Annotated in this window: 23 protein-coding genes; 15 read left to right on the plus strand and 8 right to left on the minus strand. The window is 64.3% G+C overall.

Features of this window, described 5'->3' with window-relative positions; all coding sequences use genetic code 11:
* The first annotated feature begins 15 nt into the window (after positions 1–15).
* Both JMY29_RS01785 and JMY29_RS01790 read left to right on the plus strand, forming a co-directional pair.
* Positions 16–687 (plus strand): O-methyltransferase, encoded by a 672-nt coding sequence (locus JMY29_RS01785; protein ID WP_039239359.1) that lies wholly within the window; start codon positions 16–18, stop codon positions 685–687.
* Complete coding sequence (locus JMY29_RS01790) at positions 688–1,185, plus strand: GNAT family N-acetyltransferase (RefSeq protein ID WP_189076432.1); 498 nt, start codon at positions 688–690, stop codon at positions 1,183–1,185.
* A gap of 7 nt (positions 1,186–1,192) precedes the next feature.
* Here JMY29_RS01790 and JMY29_RS01795 read toward each other — a convergent pair whose 3' ends face one another.
* Positions 1,193–1,345: a hypothetical protein gene (locus JMY29_RS01795; protein ID WP_018778877.1), complete on the minus strand. Its 153-nt coding sequence runs from the start codon at positions 1,343–1,345 to the stop codon at positions 1,193–1,195.
* A 118-nt stretch (positions 1,346–1,463) separates the two neighbouring features.
* On the opposite strand from JMY29_RS01795, the gene JMY29_RS01800 reads away from it, so the two are divergent.
* On the plus strand, positions 1,464–2,339 hold the full coding sequence (locus JMY29_RS01800) for a spermidine synthase (RefSeq protein ID WP_189076433.1): 876 nt from the start codon (positions 1,464–1,466) through the stop codon (positions 2,337–2,339).
* Between the two features lie 2 nt (positions 2,340–2,341).
* Here JMY29_RS01800 and JMY29_RS01805 read toward each other — a convergent pair whose 3' ends face one another.
* Together JMY29_RS01805 and JMY29_RS01810 are read right to left on the minus strand one after the other, a co-directional pair.
* Positions 2,342–4,129, minus strand: a complete 1,788-nt coding sequence (locus tag JMY29_RS01805; RefSeq protein ID WP_189076434.1) for an ABC transporter ATP-binding protein — start codon at positions 4,127–4,129, stop codon at positions 2,342–2,344.
* Positions 4,126–5,895, minus strand: coding sequence for an ABC transporter ATP-binding protein (locus JMY29_RS01810; RefSeq protein WP_229778652.1), 1,770 nt, complete (start codon positions 5,893–5,895; stop codon positions 4,126–4,128). Before JMY29_RS01810 ends, JMY29_RS01805 begins: the two co-directional genes overlap by 4 nt.
* Positions 5,896–5,935: 40 nt before the next feature.
* On the opposite strand from JMY29_RS01810, the gene JMY29_RS01815 reads away from it, so the two are divergent.
* From JMY29_RS01815 to JMY29_RS01840, 6 genes are all read left to right on the plus strand, one after another.
* Positions 5,936–6,772: a helix-turn-helix domain-containing protein gene (locus JMY29_RS01815; RefSeq protein ID WP_229778653.1), complete on the plus strand. Its 837-nt coding sequence runs from the start codon at positions 5,936–5,938 to the stop codon at positions 6,770–6,772.
* A gap of 144 nt (positions 6,773–6,916) precedes the next feature.
* Entirely contained in the window at positions 6,917–7,849 is a 933-nt protein-coding gene (locus tag JMY29_RS01820) for an ABC transporter substrate-binding protein (RefSeq protein ID WP_039239365.1), read from the plus strand.
* Complete coding sequence (locus tag JMY29_RS01825) at positions 7,846–8,727, plus strand: siderophore-interacting protein (protein WP_189076436.1); 882 nt, start codon at positions 7,846–7,848, stop codon at positions 8,725–8,727. The genes JMY29_RS01820 and JMY29_RS01825 overlap by 4 nt, the downstream gene beginning before the upstream one ends.
* A 15-nt stretch (positions 8,728–8,742) precedes the next feature.
* The gene (locus JMY29_RS01830) at positions 8,743–9,813 is read left to right on the plus strand and encodes a Fe(3+)-siderophore ABC transporter permease (RefSeq protein WP_179128484.1); all 1,071 of its coding nucleotides are present in this window, start codon (positions 8,743–8,745) and stop codon (positions 9,811–9,813) included.
* The gene (fepG, locus tag JMY29_RS01835; RefSeq protein WP_189076437.1) at positions 9,810–10,898 is read left to right on the plus strand and encodes an iron-enterobactin ABC transporter permease; all 1,089 of its coding nucleotides are present in this window, start codon (positions 9,810–9,812) and stop codon (positions 10,896–10,898) included. Before JMY29_RS01830 ends, fepG begins: the two co-directional genes overlap by 4 nt.
* Entirely contained in the window at positions 10,895–11,755 is an 861-nt protein-coding gene (locus tag JMY29_RS01840; protein ID WP_209783740.1) for an ABC transporter ATP-binding protein, read from the plus strand. The genes fepG and JMY29_RS01840 overlap by 4 nt, the downstream gene beginning before the upstream one ends.
* Positions 11,756–11,816: 61 nt before the next feature.
* Here JMY29_RS01840 and JMY29_RS01845 read toward each other — a convergent pair whose 3' ends face one another.
* A complete protein-coding gene (locus tag JMY29_RS01845) occupies positions 11,817–13,049 on the minus strand; it encodes an IS30 family transposase (protein WP_307730309.1) in 1,233 nt (410 codons plus the stop codon).
* 83 nt (positions 13,050–13,132) lie between these two features.
* The gene (locus JMY29_RS01850; protein WP_189076928.1) at positions 13,133–14,029 is read right to left on the minus strand and encodes a LysR family transcriptional regulator; all 897 of its coding nucleotides are present in this window, start codon (positions 14,027–14,029) and stop codon (positions 13,133–13,135) included.
* A 137-nt stretch (positions 14,030–14,166) separates the two neighbouring features.
* Between JMY29_RS01850 and JMY29_RS01855 the strand changes: the two genes are divergently transcribed.
* Entirely contained in the window at positions 14,167–15,558 is a 1,392-nt protein-coding gene (locus tag JMY29_RS01855; protein ID WP_026267518.1) for an MFS transporter, read from the plus strand.
* A gap of 4 nt (positions 15,559–15,562) precedes the next feature.
* A complete protein-coding gene (locus tag JMY29_RS01860) occupies positions 15,563–16,312 on the plus strand; it encodes a 3-hydroxybutyrate dehydrogenase (RefSeq protein WP_189076929.1) in 750 nt (249 codons plus the stop codon).
* Positions 16,313–16,398: 86 nt separating this feature from the next.
* On the opposite strand, the gene JMY29_RS01865 is transcribed toward JMY29_RS01860, so the two are convergent.
* Both JMY29_RS01865 and JMY29_RS01870 read right to left on the minus strand, forming a co-directional pair.
* Positions 16,399–17,583, minus strand: coding sequence for an IS30 family transposase (locus JMY29_RS01865; protein ID WP_374757942.1), 1,185 nt, complete (start codon positions 17,581–17,583; stop codon positions 16,399–16,401).
* Between the two features lie 87 nt (positions 17,584–17,670).
* A complete protein-coding gene (locus JMY29_RS01870; RefSeq protein WP_055975539.1) occupies positions 17,671–19,107 on the minus strand; it encodes an amino acid permease in 1,437 nt (478 codons plus the stop codon).
* Between the two features lie 261 nt (positions 19,108–19,368).
* Here JMY29_RS01870 and JMY29_RS01875 point away from each other — a divergent pair, with 261 nt between their 5' ends.
* Both JMY29_RS01875 and JMY29_RS01880 read left to right on the plus strand, forming a co-directional pair.
* The gene (locus JMY29_RS01875; RefSeq protein WP_189076927.1) at positions 19,369–21,417 is read left to right on the plus strand and encodes an ALF repeat-containing protein; all 2,049 of its coding nucleotides are present in this window, start codon (positions 19,369–19,371) and stop codon (positions 21,415–21,417) included.
* A 167-nt stretch (positions 21,418–21,584) separates the two neighbouring features.
* A complete protein-coding gene (locus tag JMY29_RS01880; RefSeq protein WP_018780287.1) occupies positions 21,585–22,394 on the plus strand; it encodes an IclR family transcriptional regulator in 810 nt (269 codons plus the stop codon).
* A gap of 23 nt (positions 22,395–22,417) precedes the next feature.
* Here the strand turns inward: JMY29_RS01880 and JMY29_RS01885 are convergent, their stop codons facing one another.
* The gene (locus JMY29_RS01885; protein WP_189076926.1) at positions 22,418–22,861 is read right to left on the minus strand and encodes an SRPBCC family protein; all 444 of its coding nucleotides are present in this window, start codon (positions 22,859–22,861) and stop codon (positions 22,418–22,420) included.
* Between the two features lie 162 nt (positions 22,862–23,023).
* Between JMY29_RS01885 and JMY29_RS01890 the strand changes: the two genes are divergently transcribed.
* The gene (locus tag JMY29_RS01890; RefSeq protein ID WP_189076925.1) at positions 23,024–24,751 is read left to right on the plus strand and encodes a urocanate hydratase; all 1,728 of its coding nucleotides are present in this window, start codon (positions 23,024–23,026) and stop codon (positions 24,749–24,751) included.
* A 9-nt stretch (positions 24,752–24,760) separates the two neighbouring features.
* The gene (gene hutH, locus JMY29_RS01895) at positions 24,761–26,353 is read left to right on the plus strand and encodes a histidine ammonia-lyase (protein ID WP_018780284.1); all 1,593 of its coding nucleotides are present in this window, start codon (positions 24,761–24,763) and stop codon (positions 26,351–26,353) included.
* Positions 26,354–26,432 lie beyond the last annotated feature (79 nt).

The following is a 26,432-nucleotide window of genomic DNA, read 5'->3' on the forward strand; positions in this document are numbered from 1 at the left end:
GCCAGACTGGGGGCCATGATTGAACACGTGACCGAACCCGGCTGGGTGGACGTCGAACGGTACCTGACGGACGTCGTCGTGCATCCCGAACCTGCCCACCAGCGCGCGGTGGCTTCCGCCATGGAGGCCGGGATGCCTGCCATCGAGGTAGCGCCAAACGCTGGCAAGCTGCTGAGGATGCTGGTGCAGATGTCGGGGGCCAGGCGTGTGCTGGAGATCGGAACGCTGGCTGGGTTCAGCAGTATGTGGATGGCCCAGGGACTGCCTGATGACGGCAGGATCGTTACGTGCGAATACCTCCGGAAGCACGCCGATGTTGCACGCGCCAACCTGGATGCTGCCGGCGTTGGCCACAAGGTGGACATCCGGGTGGGTGCGGCCCTGGACACGCTTCCGACGCTTGCAGGCCAGGAGGCGTTCGACTTTGTGTTCATTGATGCGGACAAGGAAAACGACGCCAATTACCTCGACTGGGCCATCCGGCTGGGTCACCCCGGCACGGTGATCGTGATGGACAACGTGATCTGGGACGGTGCCATCCTGGAGCCCGGGCGGGACGAGACCAACGCTCCCGGAATCGTAAAGGCGCTGGAAATGATGGGGCAGGATCCGCGTCTGGATGCCACGGCCATCCAGACGGTAGGGAGCAAGGGCTGGGACGGCTTCGCGATCGCGCGGGTGCGATAGGTGGACTTCACGCTTCGCCCTGCAACGGTGGACGATGCCCGGGCCATGGCCGTGATGCACCTCCAGTCATGGCGCGAGAGCTATGGACGGCTCCTGCCCGATGAGTTCTTTGCCAAACAGGAAGCAGGATTGCCCCAACGCATCGACAAGTACGAGGAGTCAATCGCCGCGGGCCATGCAAGGATGCTGGCTTTCGGCCCCGATGGCGACCTGGTGGGGCTCGGAGCAGCTGGTCAGGGCAACCACGAGGACCGCCCGTGCGATACGGAATTGTTCATGCTTTACACCTTGGAACGGATCCACGGGAGGGGAGTTGGACAGGCGCTGGTGGACGCCTTGATCGGGGACGCTCCGGCTTACCTGTGGGTCCTGGACGACAATCCGCGGGCCCAGGCTTTCTACCGCCGCAACGGGTTCGTCCCTGACGGCAAGCGCCAGTTGTGCGACCCATCGTGGTATTCGCTCCCGGAGCATCGGATGGTACGCCCCGGCGTCTGATCCTGAGTCAGCGCTCGCTCTCCTCGGGCTGGTCCATGTCCAGCGGCGAGTCGAGCAGGCCCGGCGGTTTGGGCACCCGCGCGAGCAGGAGGCAGACCACCGTCAGCCACGCCACTGCTGCGGTCAGTACCTCCGCCCATACCGATGCTCCAAGTTCCATGTAGCGATCATATGGCTCAGCGGAGCAAAATTGTAAGTATCCTTACTACTGATGTGACTGAATCGGGTAACACTGCACTCCACTAGGCTGGAACCATGGATCAGGCAGGGCGGCAATAGTGGCGAAACGCGGAAAAAGGTCGACGGCGGGAGTCGTCGAGGTGCCCTCCGGCACCCGTCCTGACGGCCCGGTGGCAGGCGTCTATTACATCGATACCGGCGACTGCGAATTGCTGCAGGACCAGGACAACTCCAACGGCTGGCTGCTGAAAATCAACGGTGTCATGAGCTCCCATATCGACCTCGCGGACCCCCTGTTCCTGGACTTCGAGTACATGCGGTGGATTGCGGCCTTGGTGGAATCCCGATGGCCCAGGGAGTACAAGCCCAAGCTGCGTGCACTCCATCTGGGCGGTGGGGCGTGCTCCATGGCGCGGTACTTCCACTCGGCGTACCCCGAAGCGCGGCAGGTGGTTGTGGAGCTTGACGGCAAGCTGGCCGACTACGTCCGTGGCTGGTTCGATCTGCCCAAGGCGCCGTTGCTGAGGATCCGCGTGGGAGAAGCCCGGGAAGTCACAGAGTCCCTCACTCCGGATACCCGCGACCTCATCATCCGCGATGTTTTTGCCGGAGCCTTCACGCCACGTGCCCTGACCACTCGGGAGTTCACGGCCCATGCCGATGCCGTACTCGCCGCTGACGGACTGTATGTGGTCAACTCAGGGGATGCGCCGGACCTGAAGAATGCCCGGGCAGACGCCGCCACTATCGCAGACACCTTCGAGCACACCATGATCATTGCTGATCCGGCCATGCTCAAAGGGCGCCGGTACGGCAACATGATCATGGCCGGCAGCCACGTTCCTTTCGGCGATGACCCCGCCCTGGCGCGCAGGTTGCTGGGCGGCGGCGTGCCGGCCCACATCTGGGACGATGCCAAGGTACGGGCCTTCGCAGCCGGAACCCCGGTGCGGCACGATCCTCCTGCCGAGTGACGTTACCCCCGGCTCAAGGAGCTGTTCCAAGCCTCCCATAAGGTGGCATACCGGCCGCCGTGGGCCAACAATTCCTGGTGCGGACCGGACTCAACAAGCCTTCCGTGCTCCATCACCACCACCGTATCCGCGGAGGCGGCCTGCGACAGCCGGTGCGCGATCACCACGGACGTTCTGCCTGCCAGGGCAGCTTCCGCGGCCTGGTCAAGCATGGTTGCCGAACCCGTTCCTGCCTCCGCCGTCGCTTCGTCCAGAACGGCGATCGGCGGGTCCTTGAGCAGGAGCCGTGCAAGGGCTACTTGTTGCGCCTGCTCGGGGGTGAGCTGGTGGCCGCCGGCACCTACGGGAGTCTCCAGTCCGTCGTCGAGCGTTTCACTCCAAGTGGCCCCTACCGTGTGCAGGACCTGCCGCAATTCCGCAGGGGAAGCGTTCGGCTTGGCGAGCCTGAGGTCCTCGGCGAGGGTGCCGGAGAAGACATGCACTTCCTGGCTCACCATGGCAATGCGTTGATGCAGCTCCGCGGGGTGGGCGCTGGCGGAATTGAGGCCCCCCACCAGGGCAGTCCCGCGTTGGGGTTGTTCCAAGCCCATGATGACCTTGGCCAGTGTGGTCTTGCCTGCCCCTGACGTTCCCACGATGGCCACACGTTCGCCGGGTTTGATTGTGAGGGACACTCCGTTGAGCGCGGGACGCTGGCCGGGGTAGGCGAAGGAGACATCGTCCAAGACGATTCCGGCGTCCTTTTCCGGGGCGGTGCCACCCGGGGCGGTGCCGTCAGGCTTGGTCCGGTCCGGGGGAGCAGCCGGCCCCGCGGATTGCGTCAGCCCGAACATCCGGCCCAGGCCCGCGGCTGCCTTCTGGAGCTCGTCGAACTGCCCCAGGACCAGGCCAATCGGATCGAATAACCGGTAGAAATACAGTGCCGCTGCCGTCGCTGCCCCAATGGTTACCGCGCCCTCGGCGTGTAGCCAGAACCCCACCAGCAAAACGGCGGACAGCCCAATGAGCTCGGCCAGGTTGAGGCGGTTGTAGAAGCGGGTCAGGTAGCCAACCCCGCGCAACGAATGGCCGATGTTTTCCCGGGAGGCTGCCGCCACAAGATCGGCATGGCGTTCTGCCAGTCCCAGCGCCACGACAGACGCCGAACCGTGGACGGTCTCGATGATCTGCTCGGTCCGGTTGGCCTCGGTGATCCGGACCGTCCGATAGATGGGGGCGGTCCGTTTGAGGAACCAGCGCAACGTGATGACCTGCAAGGGTGCCGCAACCAGCACGGCGACGGCGAACCGCCAGTCGATCACACCCAGGCCAAACAGTGTCACGGCAATGGTGAACGCTGCGCTGGTGAACGCGGGCAGCACGCGGGAGATGGCCTCGCTGACGGCCTCCACGTCGCCGGAAACCCGCGCAACGACGTCGCCGATCCCTGCCTTTTCCAGTTGTGCCAGCGGCTTGCGGACTGCTGCTGCGAACACGTCCTCGCGCAGTCCTGCCAACGCTTCCTCGCAGATCCGGGCCAGGAGATTCTGTCCCAGAATTCCTAGGAGTGCTCCCAAGCCACCGGCCACCAACAAGGAAACGGCCAGCCACAGCAAAGACAGGACGTCTCCACCCGTCGCCGCAATATTGACCATCATGCCCAGGATTGCCGGAGCCGCGAGCCCGCAGCAGGATGCTGCCAGCAAGACCAGGATGGTCAACGTGAGCCTGCCCGGACGCTGAGCCAACAGGCGCCACATGGCCTTCCGTGTTTCACGGGGAGAGGCTATGGGAAGAATTTCGATGCTCATGAACCCACCACTTCGCGGTAGCCGGCGGAGGTGGCAAGAAGCTCGCGGTGGGTGCCTGTTTCCGCCGGACCGCCCGCACCCGCCATGACTACGCGGTGGCACGCCGCCAGCAGCGTGGGACTGGTTGTTACCAGGACCAGCGCCTTGTCGGGGAAGTTCCGCAAGCCGTCGGCGATCACGGCTTCCGTGGCGGTATCGACGGCGGTGGTGGGGTCGTGGAGGACCAGTACCGGTTGCGGCTGGTGCAGTGAGCGCCCCAGTACCAGCCGTTGCCGCTGGCCGCCGGAGAGGCTCTGGCCATGACCGGTCAGGACGGTTTCGGTGCCGTCGGGCAGCCCGGACACAAAGTCCCCGACGGCGGCAGCGGCCATGGCGCGTTCCTCCAGCAGGGCGGTGGGTGCCGCGACGTTTTCGCGGACACTGCCCCGGAACAGGACACCATCGTGGTTGTCGGCAAAGACCTGCGAGCGGATGTGGCCGGGGTCGAGCCCTGCGGCATCCTGGCCATCAATGGAGATGAGGCCAGGCGGGGTGGGTACGCGGACGCCAAGGGTGTCCACCAACTGCCTCGCCTGCGTGCTGTCGGGGAGGACGATCCCCACGATTTCTCCGGCTGACGCCGTGAAGGCGGGCAAGGTGCTGTCTGCTGCGCCGCTGTGGATTTCGAGCAGCGGGGCGCTGGTCGCCGCGGACCGGGCGTCCGGCGTCGTGCGCTCTTTCGGCTCACGTGAGCCGGGCTGTTCGGGGGCCGGCACTGCGGCCGGTTCCTCCAATACGGCCGCGATCCGCGCCGCGGAGGCACGCTTTTGAGCCAGTTCCACACTCAGGAACCCGAGCCAGGTCATGGGTCCCTGGACGAATTGGGCCACGCCAACAACCGCCACCAATTGACCCACGGAGATTGTCCCTTGGAGGGCAAACCAGGCCGCGAAGAAGGCGATGCCGGCCAGGAACGCCGCAGAGAGGGCGGTGCCGGCGCCTGTGTAGGCGGACTTGGCGCGGATGGCTTTCAGCGCCGAAGCCAACGAGACCCGGCTCGCGGAGCGGTACCGGGTGATGGCTGCGTCCTCGGCGCCGAGGCCCTTCAAGGGGCGGGAACCGGTAATGAAGTCCGTCGCCAGGGCTCCTGCCCGCGCGGCCGTGGACTGTTCAGCGTCGCTGCGGTTTTCCAGCGGTTGGGTGAGGTGATGCATGACGAGCAGCATCACCGGGGTCGCCAGGAGGACGGCAAGCCCCAAGGGCACGGAGATCAGCAGCAACGTGACGGCGGAGGTTACCAGCCCGGCCACGGCAGCCAGGCCGCCGCTGATCAGCCAGGAAAGTCCTGCAACCCTGTCGGCGTCGGAGGACGCGATGGCGACGATTTCGCCGGGCGCTCGCCGGCTGGCCATGCCGCGGGGGTGAAGGTTTCGTTCCACGACGAGTTGGCGGAGGTCGTGGGAGCCGTAGTTGAAGGAGCGCTCAGTGGCCAGCGTCCCGAGCCGCCACGAGAGCGCCAGGACCACGAAGACCACGGCCAGGGCGCCCAGCCACCCAAGGAGAGCGGCGACGTCGTTCGGTTGGATGGCGTTGTCCACCGCCGCGCCGATGGTGGCCGGCACCAAAGCCTCGCTGACCTGGTGCAGCGCGAGCCCGGCACAGCCTCCCAGCAGCAACTTCCATCGGCCGTTCGCAAACAGGGCGAACGTGAAGATCCGGGATACCTTCCACGGTGCTTGCTTGTTGCGCCCGGGCGGGCAGGACTGAAGAGCGGAACTGGAAGGCATGCTTACCATAGTAAGGCTCACCTAACTTCGAGAAGGCCAGATGACCCGCCAAGCTATATCGCAATCCGGACATACGCCGCCGGTGGAAGCAGGCGGCAGCCTTTCCACGCCGCATGTCCGTGGTGTCCATACGGGATACTTCGAGTGCGCGACGCCGGCTACCTGGACTGAACACGTCCATGAAACCCATGAACTGCTTTGGGGCGCCCGTGGTGTGCTCACGGTGGAAGCCGACGACGGGTTCTTCGCGGTCCCTTCGACGCTGGGCCTATGGATCCCGGCGGGCGTGGCGCACGCGGTGAAATCGACCCAGGGTACGGGCTTTTACTGCTCGCACATTGATGCGCAGGTGGCTCCCGCGCTGGCACATCGAACCGTGGCTGTCACGGTGCCCGCGGCCGCGCAGGAGTTGCTGCGCCACATGAGCACCTTTGACATGGACGATTCCATCCGGCGGAGATCCGAGCATGTTGTGGTGGGGCTGCTCGAGGTCGTTGATTCCCGGCCGATGCTGCTGCCCATGCCCACCGATCCGCGGCTGGAACTGATGGCCAGGGCGCTTCTTGATGATCCGGCCCTGGATCGTTCGTTGGAGGAGTGGAGCGTTGTGGTTGCCGTCAGCGTGCGTAACTTGTCCCGGCTGTTCCATAAGGAAACCGGGATGACCTTTGCCCAGTGGCGGATCCACGCCCGGGTGCGCGTGGCGTTGGGTTTGCTGGCGGCCGGCTACCCGGTGTCGTCGGTCAGCAGGCGTGTGGGTTACAACAATCCGAGCGCGTTCGTGCAGGTGTTCCGAAAGGTGATGGGGCACACTCCTGGCTGGTACGTGGCGTCGCTGAAGGCCGGAAATCATCAGCCTTTGGCCGGTTCCGAATAGAATCCGGCGGTCTCTTCGAGGAGTATGTTGTTAGGGTAGGTATACCTAACTTCGGCGGCCGGATGACAAAGCAGCGCCGCTACCGGGAGCTCTCCGCCTCCCCTGAGAATCAAGAGGACCGCAGTGATTTCACGCCCTAAAACCATGTCTGCCGCCGTTGCGGCGCTGGCATCCGCAGCTTTGCTCCTGAGCGGTTGCGCCACCACCGATGCCAACGCCAGCGCGTCATCGGAGACCCGGACGGTCCAAAGCGAGGTCAAAGAAGTCGTCATGCCCGCCGAGCCCAGGAAGGCGCTGGGCATGTACACCACAGACTTGGACATGCTGATCACCCTCGGCATTCCGCTCGCCAGCCAGCAGCCCATCCGGGACAGCGGCTACAAGGGCTTCCCGTACTTCTTCGACCAGAAAGCGTTGGAGGGCATCACGCCGTTCACCAACTACCCGGAGTTCAATTTCGAGGCCATCCTCAAAGCCCAGCCCGACGTTATCCTGAACGGCCTGGGTTACGACAAGGAACTGGACGGGAAGCTCTCCGACATCGCGCCGACCTATACCTTCAACGGTTTCGACGGCAGCGACTGGCGCACCAAGTTCAAGACCGTAGCCGAAGCCTTCGGCAAGACGGCTCAGTACCAGGCTTGGATGGACAAGTACCAGGCCAAGGTTGACGACGTGAAAAAGCGTCTCGCTGCGGCCGGCAAGGACAACCTGGTGGTCGGCCCCGTGGACTACTACGAGGACCAGGTCTCCGTCAGCTGCTACGGAACGCCCTGCCTGGTGATCAAGGACCTGGGCCTGAAGATCTCACCCCTGGCTGATGGCGAGGGCAGCAAGTTGAGCGCCGAGCAACTGGAGCAGCTCAAGGGAATCGATGTCGCCATCACCACCGAGGTTCCCGAAAAGGACGGTGCCAACCCGGACGCTTTCGCTCCGCTTGCCGGAAACAAGCTCTGGACCTCGCTGCCGTTCGTGGCCAACAAAGAGATCCATACGTACGACCTCGAAATGATTTACGGCTCACCCAGTGGCCAGTATGCGCTGCTTGAGAAGATCGAAAAGGCCCTCCTGCCATGATGCGGATCTACCGCGCCGAGGTAGTCGGAACCCGCTTTCTCACGCCCGGAATGATCCGGATTACCTTCGGCGGACCCGCCCTTGCCGGCTTTGACACCACAGGAATCGGCGACGAATACCTCCGCGTCTTCCTGCCCAAGCCGGGTGCCCGGGAAGCGCGGCTTCCCATCTCCACCGGCGACTCCTGGGACTGGGAGCCCGGCGTCGAGCCGTCCGCCATGCGGACCTACACAGTCCGGTCAGTGGATACTGCCACCGGCACCGTCGACATTGATTTTGTAGTTCACGACGGCGGACTGGCAGCTTCCTGGGCGCAGCGCGCCCAGGTGGGGGACGTCGTCGGACTCAACTCTCCGACCGGTCTGTACGAACCGCCGGCGGGGCTGCAGTGGCAGATCCTGCTGGCAGACGCCACCGGACTTCCGGCCGTGGCCCGGCTTGTGGAGCAGACGCCGCCAGGCGTTCGAACGCGGGTGCTGATCGAGGTTGAGCACGCCACGCACCAGCAGGAGATCACCCTCGGCGCCGGGACCGAACTCGCTTGGATCCACGGCGGGAACGGCCACAGCCAATCCCGCCTGGAGGAGGTCCTGCGGTCGATGGAACTGCCCGGCGGTGTCGGCTACATCTGGGTGGCCGGCGAGACCAAGGTGCTGCGGGGGATCCGCAAGTATCTTCGGCACGAGAAGAAGCTCACGCCCGAGTCCTACAAGCTGATCGGCTACTGGACGGACAAGAGCGAGGCTTGGGAACAGCGCTGGGAAAACCTCGACGCCGAAACCCGCCGCTGGTTCGACGAGCTCTGGTCCAACGGGAATCGTGACCACGAGGAAATCGCGGACCTGCAGGACGCCAGGTTCGAATTGCTGGGGCTCTAAGTGGCGGCCGGGACCATGGAGTTGCGATCAGCCCCCGCTGAAACCGCGCCGGTTTCAGCGGGCACGTTGCGGCCGGCGGCCTTGGCGGCTGTGAACAGGCATAGGCTCCTGGGGCTGCTTTCCGCAGTCGGTGCACTGGCGCTGGTCCTGTGGCTGAGCCTTGTGGTGGGATCCAAAGACGTGGACCCGGGGAGTCTATGGCCCGCCATCACCGCGTACGACGGCTCGCCGGAACACGTGATCATCCACGACCTTCGCCTGCCCCGGACGGTCACCGGCGTGCTGGTGGGCGTAGCCCTGGGCCTGTCCGGCGCGCTGATCCAGGCCCTGACGCGCAACCCGTTGGCGGACCCCGGCATCCTGGGCGTCAACGCCGGCGCCGGCTTCTTCGTGGTCCTCGGGGTGGCGCTCTTCGGCGTCACCAGCATCCAGCAGTACATCTGGTTCTCCTTCCTTGGCGCGGTCGTTGCCACGGTGGCCGTGTACTTCATCGGTTCGCGGGGAAGGGGTGGGACCACTCCGCTCCGCCTCACCCTTGCCGGGGTTGCCCTGGGCGCGGTCCTCGGCGGCATTTCGTCCGGCATCACGCTCCTGCGTCCGGCCGTGTTCGACAGTATGCGCAGTTGGAGTGCAGGAACGTTGAGCAATCGCACGTGGGAAGTATTGGCTTCCGTGGCGCCGTTCATCCTGCTGGGAACGCTGATAGCGCTGTGCATGGCCCGTCCCCTCAACGCTGTGGCCATGGGCGATGACACCGCCAGATCCCTCGGTGCCAACATCGTGCGCACCCGGATCTGGACCATCATCGCGGTCACGCTGCTCTGCGGAGCCGCCACCGCTGCCGCCGGACCTATCGGCTTCGTGGGGCTCATGGTGCCACACGTCGCCCGCTGGATCGTTGGTCCGGACCAACGCTGGATCCTGGCCTACACTTTGGTGCTCTCGCCTGTGCTGCTGCTGGTGTCCGACATTCTTGGCAGGCTGGTCCTCCGGCCCGGCGAAATGCAGGTGGGAATCATTACTGCTTTTGTGGGCGCTCCCGTCCTCATCTGGCTCATCCGGCGCCGGAAAGTGAGCACCCTGTGACATCCCTTGACCAGGCGCTTCCCCTTGAGAAGGCGACGTCCGTCGACTTCGGCCGGCGGACCATCGCCATCCGCCGCTTTGGCGGACGCGTCTCACTTCGCCTCGACGTCCGGACGTTGGTTGTCACCGCCGTCCTGTTTACCGCCGCCCTGGCGCTCGCCGTCGTCGCCCTTGGCCTGGGTGAGTTCAGCGTTGCGGTACCGGACGTTGTTTCGGCGCTGCTGGGCCAATCCAGCGGCGCCGTGCACATGGTGGTGGTGGAGTGGAGATTGCCCCGTGTCCTCCTGGCCCTGTTATTGGGGGCGGCCATGGGGGTCAGCGGGGCAATCTTCCAGTCGCTGACCCGCAACGCGCTGGGAAGCCCCGATGTGATCGGCTTCAACACGGGCGCCTATACGGGCGCGCTGGTGGTCATCCTGCTGATGGGTGGCGGCTACTTTGCGGTGTCGGCCGGTGCTCTGGTGGGTGGTCTGGTGACTGCCGCGCTGGTGTACGTGTTCGCTTACAAGAAGGGCATCCAGGGGTTCCGACTCATCATCGCGGGCATCGCTGTGAGCGCCATGTTGGCCTCGGTAAATACCTGGCTCATTCTCAAAGCCTCGCTGGAGCAGGCAATGTCGGCAGCCGTCTGGGGTGCAGGTTCCTTGAACAAGATCACCTGGGACCAGGTGTTGCCGGTGATGATCGTGTTCGGGGTGCTGCTGGTGGTGCTGTCTTTCTACGGCAGGCGGCTGGGCCTGTTGGAAATGGGCGACGACGCCGCCCGCGCCTTGGGTGTTCGGCTGGAAGGCTCGCGGCTGGTTCTGGCGGTGGTGGGCGTGGCTTTGACAGCGATGGTCACCGCCGCCGCGGGGCCAATCGCCTTTGTATCGCTGGCAGCGCCGCAACTCGCGCGCCGTCTCACCCGCTCGGCCTCTGTGGGCCTGGTCCCGTCGGCTGTCATGGGCGCTTTCCTGTTGGTGGCCAGCGACATCGCGGCGCAGAACCTTTTTGCGCCCACGCAATTGCCGGTAGGTGTGGTGACTGTCAGCATCGGCGGCTGTTACCTCGTGTGGCTCCTTGCCCGTGAGGTGAAGCGGCAATGAGCGAAGAATTGAAGGAGTCTGTTGTGACTGATGTGTTGGTTGATCCCGTTTCTGGTTTTGCGCCGGGTGCCCGCCCCTTCGCTTCGCGCCTCAGCGCCGAGAGTGTGAGTCTCGGCTACGCGGGACGCACGGTGTCCGAGGCGCTTGACGTGCGGATTCCGGACGGCGGGTTCACGGTGATCGTGGGCCCGAATGCCTGCGGTAAGTCGACGTTGCTGCGGGCGTTGTCCCGGCTGCTGGAGCCGACGTCCGGGTCGGTGCTTTTGGATGGCAAGAGCATCTCCTCCTATGGGGCCAAGGAAGTCGCGCGCCGCCTCGGTTTGTTGCCGCAGACCTCCATTGCGCCCGATGGAATCACCGTGGCTGACCTCGTAGCCCGTGGCCGGTACCCGCACCAGAAGTTGTTACGTCAGTGGTCTGAGGCTGACGAGGCCGCGGTGGTTCAGGCGTTGGAAGCGACGAATGTTGAAGGACTGTCCGGGCGTTTGGTGGACGAACTCTCCGGCGGGCAGCGGCAACGCGTGTGGGTGGCCATGGTGTTGGCGCAGCAAACCCCGTTGCTCCTGCTGGATGAACCCACCACGTTCCTGGACATCGCGCACCAGATCGAGCTCCTGGAACTGTTCCGGCGGTTGAACGGGGAAGGCAACACCCTGGTAGCTGTCCTTCACGACCTCAATCACGCCTGCCGCTACGCAACCCACCTCATCGCCATGAAGGACGGCGCGGTGGTTGCCGAGGGCCGGCCCGCCGATGTAGTGACAGCCGAGCTGGTGGAGCACGTTTTCGGCCTGCCGTGCCTCGTGATCGACGACCCCGTGAGCCACACTCCGCTGGTGATCCCGCTTGGGTCCTGATTCCCCGCTGATTCCCCCGACCCGCGAAGTGGCACTTAATGACAGTGTTTTGCGGGCGGTTTCAGCTTGCTAGTGCAACACCATCGATTAGTTTGGTCAGTCTTTCAGTTGGGGTGTCCCATTGGAGTGTTTGACGCGGTCGGATGTTGAGCAGGTGCTGGGTGTGGGCGAGTTCTTCGTCGCTGACCTGGTTGAAGTTCGTGCCTTTGGGGTGGATATCGCGGACCAGTCCGTTGGTGTTCTCGTTCGTGCCGCGTTGCCAGGGTGAGTGCGGGTCACAGAAGAACAGCTGGCAGCCGGTCGCTACTGTGAACTTGGCGTGTTGAGCCATTTCCGTGCCTTGGTCCCAGGTGATCGTTTTAAGGATCGCCTGGGGCAGGGTGTGGATCATTTTCTGCATGACCTCGATGACCGTCGCGCTGTCCCTGGCTCCCGGCAGCCGGCCCAGCAAAGTGAACCGTGAGGAGCGCTCGACCAAGGTGACGATCCCGGAGTTACCGGGACCCACGACCAAATCACCTTCCCAATGGCCGGGCACGGCCCGGTCCTGGACTTCGGCGGGCCGGTCGCTCAGCCGGGCCCCTTCAAGCCAGGGCCTTACGTTCCTGGCAGGCAGCTTTGATTGGGGCTTACGACCGGTCCGGCCCGAACGTAGGGCCTTCTCCACGGCAAGTTCATGCCGCAAGGCACCCCGGCCCTGCACGTAAAGGGCTTGGTAAATTGACTCGTGGGACACGTGCATCTCCGGCTGCTCGGGGAACGTCTTCTTCAGGTCCGCAGCGCTCTGTTGAGGTGAGAAACGCTGGTTCAAGCGTGCCACGACCTCCTTCCACACCGCCGTTCCCGCAGAGAGCTTCACGGGCCGGTTCCGTCTACGGCGGACCAGTGCCCGGTGTTGGGCAACCCCGGCGTCGTAATAGCGCCGGGCCCAATGCTCGATACTGTGTCGGCGGATCTCCCGGGACACCGTTGATGGATGCACGCCCAACTCCTTGGCGATCTGTCGCATGGAACGCGGCTCCGGCAAGCCCAGACAGGCCTTGATATAAGCCCGGTCCTCCAAAGTCAGCCGCCGGTACCTTCGCTCCTTATCCCGCGAAAGCACCTCCGAAGCCATCGGAAGACGCACGCCACCACCAGGGCCGGAGATAAGTTCCATGCCCGCTAGTTTCGCCCATTGCGACACCGCTTGCCGGGACACCCCAGCCGCGGCAGCACTTCGTCCCGTGTCCTCACCCGCCAGCAAGTGCTCATACGCACACGCACGAACCGACCACGGCAACTTCTTGACCATGACACCCCTCCAACTACAGGGGTGTTGCACTAGCCACCTGAAGACGCCGCGAAAACATTGCCATTAACTGCCACCTCGGAGAGTCATCCCGCCCCCAGCAGCTCCTCCCGCCGGCTCTCCGTCTCCTCCCGCAAAGCCTGCACGACGGCGGCTACCGCGGGGCGGCGCATGGAGTCCGGGCGGAGGACCATCCAGTAGGGGAGCAGTTCCGCGAAGTCCGATGGCAGCAACCTGACCAGATCCGCGTGCCGGTCAGCCATGAAGCACGGCAGGAACCCCACCCCGGCGCCGGCCCTGGTTGCTTCGACGTGGACAAAGACGTTCGTTGAACTCAGCCCGTCGCGCATGGTGGGAACCAGCCGCCGGGGAGCGTCCAGATCATCCACCTGGAGCATTGAGTCCACGAAGTACACCAGCTGGTGCTGCGTCAGTTCCTCAATGCTGGAAGGCGTCCCGTTGTCTTTCAGATAGGCACGGGAGGCGTACATTCCCAGCCGGTACTCGCCAAGCCTGATCGCTTCAGCCCGGTGCACTTGCGGCGTCCCGACCACCACCTCGATGTCCAGGCCCGAGCGCTGCTGCAACGCCCGACGCGTCACCGTCACAATCTCCACGCTGAGACCAGGGTGCGAGCTCCGCAGACGGGCCACCGCTGGTGCCGCGATATAGGCGCTGAAGCCGTCAGTCGCGGTCATGCGTACGACGCCGGTAATGGGGTCGGGTGCGCGGTCGCTGGGTCCCAGCGCACCCACCGCAGCTTCGATCCGCTCCGCCACCAGAACCGCTTCGGCGCCCAACTCCGTCACCTCCCAACCACCGGCCGCACGCGCCAGGACCCTGCCGCCCAACGCTTTCTCCAGCGCCGCTATCCTGCGCGAAACGGTGGTGTGGTTCAGCCCCAAGGCTTGTGCCGCCGTCGTGAACTTTCCTGAACGTGAGACGGCAAGGAAGATGAGGAGGTCGTCGGGGTTCGGCTTCATATCTGCAATTTTGCACACATGTGGTGCCTCTTTGGTCATTGAGGCATAACAAATCTGCGGCAATACTCAGTGGAGCATTTCGTGTTGTGGATCACATCACGTTCAAAAGGGTCAAAGAGGACACTGAGGAGATGGATATGAGCGTAGAGCAGCGCTCCGCATCAAGAGCAGGGAAAGACGCCGGCAAAGGCTCCGGCCTGAAGAAGATCGTCGCGGCCTCGATGGTGGGCACCGTCGTGGAATGGTACGAGTTCTTCCTGTACGCCACAGCCGCCACGCTGGTTTTCGGCAAGTACTTCTTCCCGAGCACCGGCAACGAACTGGACGGCATCATCCAGGCCTTCATCACCTACGCCGTGGGTTTCGTCGCGCGGCCGCTGGGTGGCATCGTGTTCGGCCAGATCGGCGACAAGCTCGGCCGCAAACCGACGCTGCAGCTGACCATCGTGATCGTGGGCGTCTCGACGTTCCTGATGGGCTGCCTCCCCGGCTTCATGGACATCGGGTACTGGGCGCCGGCCATGCTGGTGGCACTGCGCTTCATCCAGGGCTTCGCGCTCGGCGGCGAGTGGGGTGGCGCTGTGTTGCTGGTAGCTGAGCACAGCCCCAACAAGTCGCGTGGTTTCTGGTCCTCGTGGCCGCAGGCCGCAGTGCCGGTGGGCAACCTTCTGGCCACACTGGTCCTGTTCGTCATGTCCACCACCCTGAGCAGCGAAGCGTTCCTCGGCTGGGGCTGGCGCGTTGCATTCTGGCTCTCCGCGGTGATCGTGTTCGTTGGCTACTACATCCGAACCCACGTCACCGAAGCTCCGATCTTCCTCGAAGCCAAGGCACAGGTGGAAGAGTCCAAGGCCATCAGCTACGGCGTCGGCGAGGTCATCCGCAAGTACCCCAAGGGCATCCTGCAGGCCATGGGACTCCGTTTCGCGGAGAACATCATGTACTACCTCGTGGTGAGCTTCGCGATCGTCTACCTCAAGAGCGTCCACAAGTACGACACGTCCTCGCTCCTGCTGGCACTCCTGATCGCCCACGTCATCCACTTCCTGGTCATTCCGCAGGTCGGCCGGCTTGTTGATTCGTGGGGCCGCAAGCCCGTGTACCTCATCGGCGCCATCACCGGTGCAACCTGGCCGTTTTTCGCCTTCCCCATGTTCGACACCAAGAACGCCGTGATCATCGTGCTCGCCGTGACCATTGGCCTCTGCCTGCACGCCTTCATGTACGCCGGTCAGCCGGCCATCATGTCCGAGCTCTTCCCCACCCGCATGCGCTACTCCGGCGTCTCACTGGGCTCGCAGGTCACGTCCATCTTCGCCGGATCACTCGCGCCGCTGCTGGCAACCCAGTGGCTCAAGGACACCGGCTCATGGGTTCCCACAGCGATCTACCTCGTGGTCGCCTGCGCGATTACCGCCGTCGCGGTTATTTCACTCAAGGAAACCAAGGGCATCGCGCTCCAGGAGGTGGACGAGGCCGACGCAGTAAGGCACGGACTCACCACCGCACCCGCTACCTCGAAGGGCTGATCTGATGGACAACTCCTTGAACGGACGCAAAGCGCTGATAACCGGAGGCGCGAGCGGTATCGGGGCTGCCTGTGCCCGTGCGCTCGCCGCACGCGGCGCGAAGGTAGTAGTGGCCGACGTCGATGCCTCCGGAGCTGCGGCCCTCGCCGACGAGCTGGGCGGCACGGCCTGGACGGTGGACTTGCTGGATACTGAGGCGTTGGCCGCACTGAGCCTTGACTGCGACATCCTGGTCAACAACGCCGGCATCCAAAAGGTCGCGCCGATCGAGGAGTTCGAACCAGCCGAGTTCCGACGGATCCTGGCCCTGATGCTGGAGGCGCCGTTCCTCCTGATCCGTGCCGCCCTCCCGCACATGTACGCCAACAACTTCGGCCGGATCATCAACATCTCCTCGGTCCACGGGCTCCGGGCCTCGGCCTACAAGAGCGCGTACGTGTCCGCCAAGCACGGTCTTGAGGGACTCAGCAAGGTCACTGCTTTGGAAGGCGGCGAGCACGGTGTCACGTCCAACTGCATCAACCCCGGCTACGTCCGCACGCCGTTGGTGGAACGCCAGATCGCCGATCAGGCCCGGCTCCATGGCATCCCCGAGGCCGAAGTCCTGGCCAAGGTGATGCTCACGGAGTCGGCGGTGAAGCGGTTGGTGGAGCCGGAGGAAGTTGCGTCGTTGGCAGTCTGGATGGCCTCCGACGACGCCGGTATGGTCACCGGCGCGAGCTACACCATGGACGGTGGTTGGTCGGCGAGGTAGGCCCCGCCTTCGCCCCATCCCCGCGAAGTGACAGTTAATGCCAATGTTCCGCGGGCAAAGTCAATTGGTGGGAGCAACGCTGGGGGTTAGGCCGCTTGTAGCAGCTGGTTTAGCCGGTTGGCTGGGGTCTCGAGGTTCAGTGTTGGTCTGGGGCGGCGGTTGAGTTTCGCTGCGACCAGGCGGATGTCCTCGGGGGTGTGCACTGAAAAGTCAGTGCCTTTCTCGAACCAGAACCGCAGGAGCCGGTTGGTGTTTTCGTTGGTGCCGCGCTGCCAGGGCGAGTGCGGGTCGCAGAAGTACATCGTCGTATCGAGAGCGGTCTGGATTTTTGCGTAGTCGGCCAGCTCGGTGCCGCGGTCCCAGGTGATCGACCGGCGCAGGTGATCCGGGAGGGAGGCCATCTCCCGGATCATCGCGGCGGCAACGGTTTCCGCGGTGTGGTCCCCTGGCAGGTGCAGCAGGATCGTGAACCGGGTTGAGCGTTCCACCAAGGTTCCGATCGCTGTCCCGTTGGCGCCGATGATGAGGTCACCTTCCCAATGCCCGGGCACTGCCCGGTCCTGGACCTCGGCGGGACGTTGGCTGATCTTGAAGGCCTCTTTATAGGGGCTGTTGGCGCGCCGGTCAGTGCCGTGGGGGATGCGTTGTTTGCGTTTCAGGCTGAGCTTTTCGGCCAGGTCCGCCCGCAGGTTCCCGCGGGTTTGGACGTAAAGGGCCTGGTAGATCGTCTCGTGGCTCACCTGCATAGTCTGATCGTCACCGAAGTAATACGCCAACATCGAGGAGATCAGCTTCGGACTCCACCCGTCATCCATCCAGACGCCGACCAGCCGGCACAAACCCTCGTCCTTGGCCAGCCTGAAGGGTTTGGGACGGCGCCTGTCCTGATGCGCTTTGGCGTGAGCGACCGAGGCGTAGTACTTCCCGTCCGCGCTCGTGTGGCGTTTGACCTCCCGCCAAACTACGGACTTATCCCGCCCGATCAATGCGCCGATCTTCGCGTAACTGAGGCCCATCCGCACACCCATCTGGATCATGCCTCGCTCTTCCAGACCCAACGCACGGCCAGGGCCCCCGACTGAAGGAGCAGGATCGGCAAGACCTCCGGTAGCACCCCGGTTCACGGTCATCATTAGGCCAGACTGAACCCACCAATTGTGCCCGGTAGCGTGCACCGCCCCGACACGCCGGGCAGCAGTACGAACAGGCATCCCCGCACACACCAAATCAAGAAACTCAGTACGCGCAGCCTTGGGGAACAACTTGACCATAAAACGCTCCATCAATCAGAGCGTTGCAACGACCCTATGACTTTGCCGCGCGAACATTGGCATTAACTGTCATACGGGCGTGGAAAATCAGGCGGTTTCGTCTACCAATTCGGCCCGGCGCAGGCCACCACCGCGGACCCACAGTTTGTAGGCCACGAACAGGAGTACCAGCCAGGTTCCGCCAACATACAGCGCAACCCGGGTGTCCTCGAAGACTCCGAGGATCACGATGACCATCGCCATGAACGCCATGGTCAGGATGGACGCAGCAGGCCAGAGCGGCGAGCCGAATTCCGACGCCGGCAGGCCCTTGCGCTTGATCTCCCGCTTCATCGCGACGTGCGAAACCAGGATCATCACCCAGACCCACACGGTGGCGAAGGTGGCGATCGAGGCAATGAGCACGAACACGTCTTCGGGGATGACGGCGTTCAAAACGACGCCCACCAGCAGGATGCAACCCATCATCACCACGGTCATCCACGGAACGCCGTGGCGGGAAATCTTGCTGAAGCTCTTGGGTGCGTGGCCCTGCTGTGCCAGACCAAACAGGATGCGCCCGGCCCCGAAAATGTCGCTGTTGATCGCCGAGAGCGCGGCGGTGATGACCACGGCGTTGAGGATGTGCGGAGCGGCCGGGATGCCCAGTCCGTCGAAGATCTGCACGAACGGGCTGCCGCTGCTGCCGATCTCGTTCCACGGGAAGATGCTCATCAGCACGCCCAAAGTCAGCACGTAGAACAGGAGCACCCGCACGGGCACGGTGTTGACGGCCTGCGGGATGACCTTTTTGGGGTCGGCGGCTTCGCCCGCGGTGATGCCAATCGTTTCGATTCCGCCAAAGGCAAACATCACGACGGCGAACGCTGCCAGGAGCCCTTCGAATCCGTTGGGGAACAAACCGCCGTGGTTCACGAGGTTCCCCAACCCCGGTGCCACGCCACCGCCGTCGCCCGTTTGGAAACCGAACACGATGATCGCCGCACCGCCCACGATCATGGCGATAATCGCCACCACCTTGATCAGCGAGAACCAGAACTCAAGCTCACCAAACACCTTCACGCTGAGCAGGTTCATGGCGCCCAGGAACAGGATGATCGCCAGCACCCAGATCCATCTGTCCACCTGTGGGAACCAGAAGCCCATGTAGATACTGAAGGCCGTGACGTCGGCGATTGCCACGATCGCCATTTCGAACACGTAGGTCCACCCGGTTACGAAACCGGCGAAAGGCCCCAGGTAGCGGCTCGCGTATTGGCCGAACGAGCCGGACACGGGGTGTCGGACGGCCATTTCGCCGAGGGCGCGCATCACCATGAACACGGCCGCGCCGCCGATGATGTAGGCGAGCAGGACGGCCGGTCCGGCCTTTTGGATGGCCGACGCCGAGCCGTAGAACAGGCCGGTGCCGATCGCGGATCCGAGTGCCATGAAGCGGATGTGACGGACGTTGAGGCCTCGGCTGAGCGCCGTACCTGCGGCCTGGAGGACAGAGCTCTCCACAGCCAGCTTGGTTTGTTGCATAGTAAAACCTTCTCGTCTTTGGGAGGGGATCGCTATCCAGCAGATCACTTTTGACGGCCTTGTGATCGGACTCACGGGTGATTGGTGTCTTTGATCGCAGACACCATGCTGTGGGTCTCATCAGAGGGTGGTAAAAGTCATAGTTCCCGGTCGGATATGATGACCGCGGACAGCTCTTCAACACGGTCAGGCATCCCTCGCATTTCGCGTCGCCCCCTTTGAACTCTGTGCTGACTCTTGCATCTGTTACTTGGGGGACTCATGATTTCCGTAATCCGCGCTACCCGACGCCGTTGGGCAGCTGCCGTTGTTGCCGTAGTGGCCGGGGCATCCTTGCTCTTTGCCGCACCCGCGCAGGCCTATGACGTGCCGAATTTTGAGGTTCCGAACGCCTCGCAAGCTCCCGTGCCTTTCGTGGAACGGGTGAGTGACGCCGCTGGCGTGGTTGAGCTCTGGAAGACCGGCGGTCCCGCAATCCGCACCGCCGCCGCTGCCGCCTTGGTGGGTGGGCCGGACGCGGTCCAGGCATTCCTCGACGGCGGCCAGGACGTCGCGCTGGCAGCTGACCGGAAGCAGTTGGTCACCGAGCTGACGACACGGGGGAGCGAACATGTCAGGGAGAGCGCGGTCAGGATACTGGCCACTAACGACCCCAGCGTGATCACGAGCTTCCTGTCAAAGGGCTGGGCCGGCGCCTGGGATCTCGACCTGCGGATAACGGCCACTCGGTTCCTCAACTACTCGGGTCCCATCCGGATGGCTGCTTCCAAGAGCCTGGACAACGGCAGTGAGGCTGTCGAGAAGTTCGTTCTCGAAGGCTGGCAAAAGACCGCTCAGGGCCAGGACCGTGAGGCGGTAGCCTACCTGACCAATTCGCCCATTGCCGCCGTCACTCGCGGAGCGCAGGCTGCTCTGGACACCTACGACCCTGAAGTCCTTGCTACATACCTGCGCTACGGTCAGTTCGTTGCCGCAGCGCAGGACCAAAAATTGACTACGGTCACCAAATCACTCGACGCTGTGAGGGCAGATATCGCAGCCAACCCTGCTGGCTCGGCAGCCGTGGCGGATCGCGCGAAGACTGCTCTGGAGAACGCGCGACACGCCGTTGATGGCCCCAAGAAGACCGACCTGAGGCGCTTGCTGGAAGAGCGGGACTATCGCTTCTCGCAGGCTTGGCCCAAGCAGGCCATAGACAAAGCCCGGCTCGCATCCCAAGAGCCCGCCAAGGCTGCATTCAAAAAGGCCGCCGCCGAGCTTCCGGCTTTGCTGTCGACGCTAACGGCCCCTGGTGCTGATCTTGATCCTCTGATCATGGAAGCCCGCCAGGCCACACTGGACCTCGCATTGGTGGGTACGCCTGAAGTGCGGAAGGCAGCTGAGGCTGCTCTGCTGGGTGGGGACTCTGCCGTCAAGGACTTCATTGCCGATGGTCACGGTCTCGCGAGCGAACAGGACAGTGCAGCCTTTGTTAACGACAGGCAGCGTGCTTTCCAGCACATGGCCGCGGGCGGCGTGCACGTGGTCCAGGCTGCTAAGGACGCTGTTAAGTCCGTCAACCATGCAGATGTCCGGTACTTCCTCGAGTACGGACACTCCGACGCGCAGTACTTGGATAACTCGGAATTGGCCGACGGTCTCATAAGGCTCGATTCTCCGGAGCTCCAGACTGCTGCTGGCGTAGCGATGGCGGGCGGGCGAGCGGAACTTCAGGCATTTGCATCAAGCGAACAGTTCACTGCTGCCGAAAAGGACGCGGCGAATGCCCGGCATACCGCCGCCGTAAACACCGCTCTCGCAGAGCTGTCGCGGCTCACTGACCAGGCAATCCTCGACGCCGGTAGGGCGGCTGACGCTGCGAAGGCCGCTGAAGCCGCACGCCAAGCCGAGGCCGCGCGCCAGGCCGAGGCCGCGCGCCAGGCCGAAGCCGCTGGTGGGCAGCTTGCGGCCGGCAGCGTTGATGCATCGCAGCAATCGGGAACAGGAGCAGCCCCGATCGTCATTCCGTGGCCGCGCGAGTACGCTCCCGCCGTCGGACTGGCTGAGACCGGAGCTGTCACGGAGTCCGTAGAAAAGCCCGCAGCAACGCCTTCGGCCGCACCGAGCATTTCCGTGCCGCCGACGACCTCGGCAGCAAAGGGCTCCACTTCGGTGGATTCCCAGTCACAGGAGGCGGCTGCTCCGATGGCTGCTTCTTCTGCGGGCATGAGTGGCTGGACCATCGGCCTCATCGTGGCACTGGTCCTGGCAGCAGCTGGAGCCATCACGTTCCTGTTGCGCCGCAAGGGTCCCTCCCCAGCCGAGGGATAGCCGGCTACGCCTCCGGGCAGTCGGAAAACGTCGTCGGAGTGTCCGGTATACCGGACACTCCCGGCGGCCCGGTGCTGGTCAATGCCTTGTGAAAGGTGCACGCTTGAGTACGGGATACCGGACAGTATGCTCCGGCGCCCCTCAAGATCCCCCAGCAGCGAGGAACCATGACCACCACGCCCACCGCGCCCGGCAAGGCCACGTCCAAAGTCCCGGCTGCCGAAAACACCTTGCGCATCCTGAAACTGTTGGCTTCGCGGCGAGGGCCGATGGCGGCGTCGAATATCGCCACGGCACTGGGCCTGCCGCGGTCCAGTGTCTACCACCTTCTGGGCGTTATGGAGGCGAACGGCTTCGTCCTCCATCTGCATGAGGAGCAGCGCTACGGGCTCGGCATCAGTGCCTTCGAACTCAGCTCCGCCTATTCGCGGCAGGAGCCGTTGTCACGGCTGGGTCGCCCCATGCTGGCGTCGCTGGTCGACGTGATCGGCGAGAGCGCACACCTGGCTGTGCTCCATGGCCGCGATGTCCTTTACATCGTGGAAGAACGTGCCAAGAACCGCCCAAGCCTGGTGACCGACGTCGGGGTTCGGCTTCCCAGCCACCTCACCGCGTCCGGTCGGGCAATCCTCGCCGCCTTGCCCAAGTCGCAGGTCCGCGCCCTCTACCCGAACGCTGCGGCCTTCACGTCCCGGCACGATGTCGAGTTTCCCATCATGAAGTACTCCGCCTTGTCGTCCCATTTGGACCAGGTGCGCCAGCGTGGCTACGCCACGGAAAACGGCGAAATCACTCCCGGGTTCGGCTCCATCGCCGTCGCCGTGACTGACCACGTTGGATGGCCGACGGCGGCAGTCGCCGTCACGTTCCTGGAGGACAAAGTGCCGGCTGAGCAATGGCCCGTACTGGCCGCGCGGATCAGGAAAGCCGCCGACGAACTGTCGGTCCGGATCCATGGTCGCCCGACGGCGGGCTGACGCTTAGTAAGCGCCGATGCACCCTAGCGGCTGCCCGGCCCGGGGGAGTCGCGTTCAACCATGGCGCGGAAAGCTTCCAGCTCGCCCCGGAAACTGCCCCGGTAGGATCCCGTGGCGAAGAGTCGTCCCACCACCGTGGACACCAGTCCGCGTGTTTCGAACAGCTGCTGGATGCGCGTGCCACCACTTTCCGGGGTGAACGTGACATCCGATTCCCCTTTGAGGATCGCGTTGCCGAAGCGGGTGCGGATGTGCCGCGGCCGTTCCGCGGCGATGACTTCCGTGGGACTTGCCATCCGGCCGAACCACACCGTATAGCTGCTGCCGGCCTGGTCGGTGGAGCCAACGAGATCGGTCACGCGTGTGACGCCGCCGATCCACTCAGTAAACCTGTCAGGATCCGTCCAGGTGTCGAAAACCCGCTCCGGCGGCGCGGCGACCAAGGTGGACACTCGATACGTTGCCATGGGTCCAGCATGCGCGCATCCGGGCGCGAAAGCGAGAGCATCCGCATGTCTGTAATCCCGGACAGCACCGCCCGAAAAGCCGTTCCGGCCGCTTGGTAAAGGGGCTTTAGTAGAAGCAGAAGATCTTTCCACCACACACTTCCCACAGACGAAGGAGTCACCATGGCACCCGCCGATTTCACTACTGGTGCCCGTCCGGTCAAGGCCGCCCGGGGTACTGAGCTTACTGCCAAGTCGTGGCAGACCGAGGCGCCGTTGCGCATGCTGATGAACAACCTCGACCCCGAGGTCGCCGAGCGTCCGGACGACCTGGTCGTCTACGGTGGCACCGGACGCGCAGCGCGTTCCTGGGCTGCGTTCGATGCGATCACCCGGACCCTGGAAACCATGGAGAAGGACGAAACCCTGCTGGTGCAGTCGGGTAAGCCGGTGGGTGTCTTCCGCACGAATGAGTGGGCGCCCCGTGTTCTCCTCGCCAACTCCAACCTCGTCGGTGATTGGGCTACGTGGCCTGAGTTCCGCCGGCTCGAGGCTGAGGGCCTGATGATGTACGGGCAGATGACGGCCGGGTCCTGGATTTATATCGGCACCCAGGGCATCCTGCAGGGCACCTACGAAACCTTTGCCGCCGTCGGAAATAAGCTCGCTGCGGAGGGCCGCCACCCCGCGCCTGCCGCTGAAGGTTCCACGGAAGGGCCGCTCGCCGGTACCTTGACCCTGACCGGTGGCTGCGGCGGCATGGGCGGTGCTCAGCCGCTGGCCGTGACGTTGAATGATGGCGCGTGCCTGATTGTTGATGTGGACGAGTCCCGGCTGCGTCGGCGGGTGGGTAAGCGGTACCTGGACGAGGTCGAAACCGATCTGGACACCGCGATCGCCAAAGTTCAGGCCGCCAAGGACGAGCGCCGTGGCTGGTCCGTCGGTTACGTGGGCAACGCCGCTGAAGTCTTCCCCGAATTGCTGCGTCGTCATAAGGCCGGCGAAGTCACTTTTGATGTGGTCACGGACCAGACCAGTGCGCATGACCCGTTGTCTTACCTGCCGGAGGGCATCACCGTGGCTGAGTGGCACACCGAAGCCGAGGCGGATCCGGAAGGGTTCACCAAGAAGGCCCAGGCTTCCATGGCCCGGCATGTGCAGGCGATGGTGGAGTTCCAGGACGCCGGAGCTGAGGTCTTTGATTACGGAAACTCGATCCGTGACGAGGCCCGTAAGGGCGGGTATGACCGGGCGTTCGAATTCCCCGGTTTCGTTCCGGCGTACATTCGTCCCTTGTTCTGTGAGGGTTTGGGCCCGTTCCGCTGGGTCGCGCTCTCGGGCGATCCGGAAGACATCCGCGTCACCGATGAAGCCATCAAGGAGTTGTTCCCGGAGAACAAGCACCTCCACAAGTGGATCGACGCTGCCGCGGAGCGGGTGGAGTTCGAGGGCCTGCCGGCACGTATTTGCTGGCTCGGGTACGGCGAACGCGCCAAGGCCGGGTTGTTGTTCAACCAGCTCGTCGCCGAGGGCAAGGTCAAGGCCCCGATCGTGATCGGCCGTGACCACCTGGATTCAGGGTCCGTGGCGTCCCCGTACCGTGAGACCGAGTCGATGAAGGATGGCTCGGACGCGGTCGCTGACTGGCCGCTGCTGAACGCACTGACTGCTGCATCCTCGGGCGCTACCTGGGTGTCCATCCACCACGGTGGTGGTGTCGGTATTGGCCGGTCCATCCACACTGGCCAGGTTTCCGTCGCTGACGGCACGGAACTGGCAGCCCAGAAACTGGAACGGCTCCTGACCAACGACCCCGGCATGGGCGTCATCCGCCACGTCGACGCCGGCTACGACCGCGCCATCGAGGTCGCCAACGAACGCGGCGTCCGCATCCCCATGAACGAGAAGTAGGCAACAAAAGTGACTATTACTACCCACGAACCCCTGACCGTCACCCTCGGCTCCAGCGGCGTGACCCCGGAAGACGTGGTCGCCGTCGCACGCCACGACGCCAAGGTGACCATCTCCCAGGAAGCCCTGGACAACGTCGCCAAGGTCCGCGCCCACATCGATGACCTCGCTACCAGCGATGTCCCCGCCTACGGCATTTCCACGGGCTTCGGCGCCCTGGCCAACCGCCACATCCCCAACGACCTCCGCACGCAGCTGCAAAAGTCGCTGATCCGCAGCCACGCCGCCGGCATGGGCCCGGCCGTGGAACGCGAAGTGGTCCGCGGCATCATGTTCCTCCGCGCCAAGACCCTGGCATCGGGCCGCACCGGCGTCCGTCCGGTGGTCCTGCAGACCATGGTGGACGTCCTCAATGCAGGCATCACCCCGCTGGTCCGCGAGTTCGGTTCGCTCGGTTGCTCCGGCGACCTCGCACCGCTGTCCCACTGCGCGCTGGTCCTCATGGGTGAAGGTGAAGCAACGGGCCCCGACGGCGAGCTCTACGGCGTTGCCGGAAAGGCGCCCGTTGCTGAGCTGCTCGCCCAGCACGGCATCGAGCCCGTCACGCTGGCTGAGAAGGAGGGCCTGGCCCTCGTCAACGGCACCGAAGGCATGCTTGGCATGCTGCTGATGGCCATCGCCGACATCCGCCTGTTGCTCGCGACGGCGGACGTCACCGCAGCGCTCAGCGTCGAGGCACTGCTGGGCACCGACCAGGTGTTCCTGCCGGAACTCCACGCAGCACTGCGTCCGCACCCCGGCCAGGCCGCCAGCGCCGACAACATGCTCCGTGTGCTGTCCAACTCGCCAATCGTTGCCTCCCACAGGATCAACGACACCAAGGTGCAGGACGCCTACTCGCTTCGTTGTGCCCCACAGGTTGCCGGCGCCGTCCGCGACACCGTGGACCACGCCGCGCTGGTGGCGTCCCGCGAACTTGCTGCCGCCATCGACAACCCCGTGGTCCTGCCCGACGGCCGCGTCACCTCCAACGGCAACTTCCACGGCGCCCCCGTGGCGTACGTCCTGGACTTCCTGGCCATCGCCGTCGCGGACCTCAGCTCCATCGCCGAGCGCCGCACGGACCGCATGCTGGACCCGGCCCGCTCGCACGGACTCCCGGCCTTCCTCGCCGGAGACCCCGGAGTGGACTCCGGCCTGATGATCGCCCAGTACACGCAGGCAGGCCTGGTCTCGGACAACAAGCGCCTGGCCGTTCCGGCATCGGTGGACTCCATCCCGAGCTCCGCCATGCAGGAAGACCACGTGTCCATGGGCTGGCACGCAGCCCGGAAGCTTCGCAAGGCCGTGGAGAACCTTCGCCGCGTGCTCGCCGTCGAACTCGTCACCAGCGCACGCGCCATTGACATGCGTACGCAGATGTCCGACGGCGAACTCACCCCGGGTCCTGCCGGCACGGCAGTACTTGAGGTGCTTCGCGAAGTGGTGCAGGGACCGGGAACCGACCGGTTCCTGTCGCCCGAACTCGAAGCGGCTGACCGTTTGGTTGGCTCCGGCGCGGTCCGTGCGGCCGCCGAATCCGCCGTCGGGATTTTGGCCTGACGTCGAATAAAACGCTCATTTCATGGGCAGATTTGTCACGCCCCGGTCTTTGTTCGCAACGCAGGCACCGGGGCGTGGC

The sequence above is a fragment of the Paenarthrobacter nicotinovorans genome (assembly GCF_021919345.1).
Taxonomy (GTDB): Bacteria; Actinomycetota; Actinomycetes; order Actinomycetales; family Micrococcaceae; genus Arthrobacter; species Arthrobacter nicotinovorans.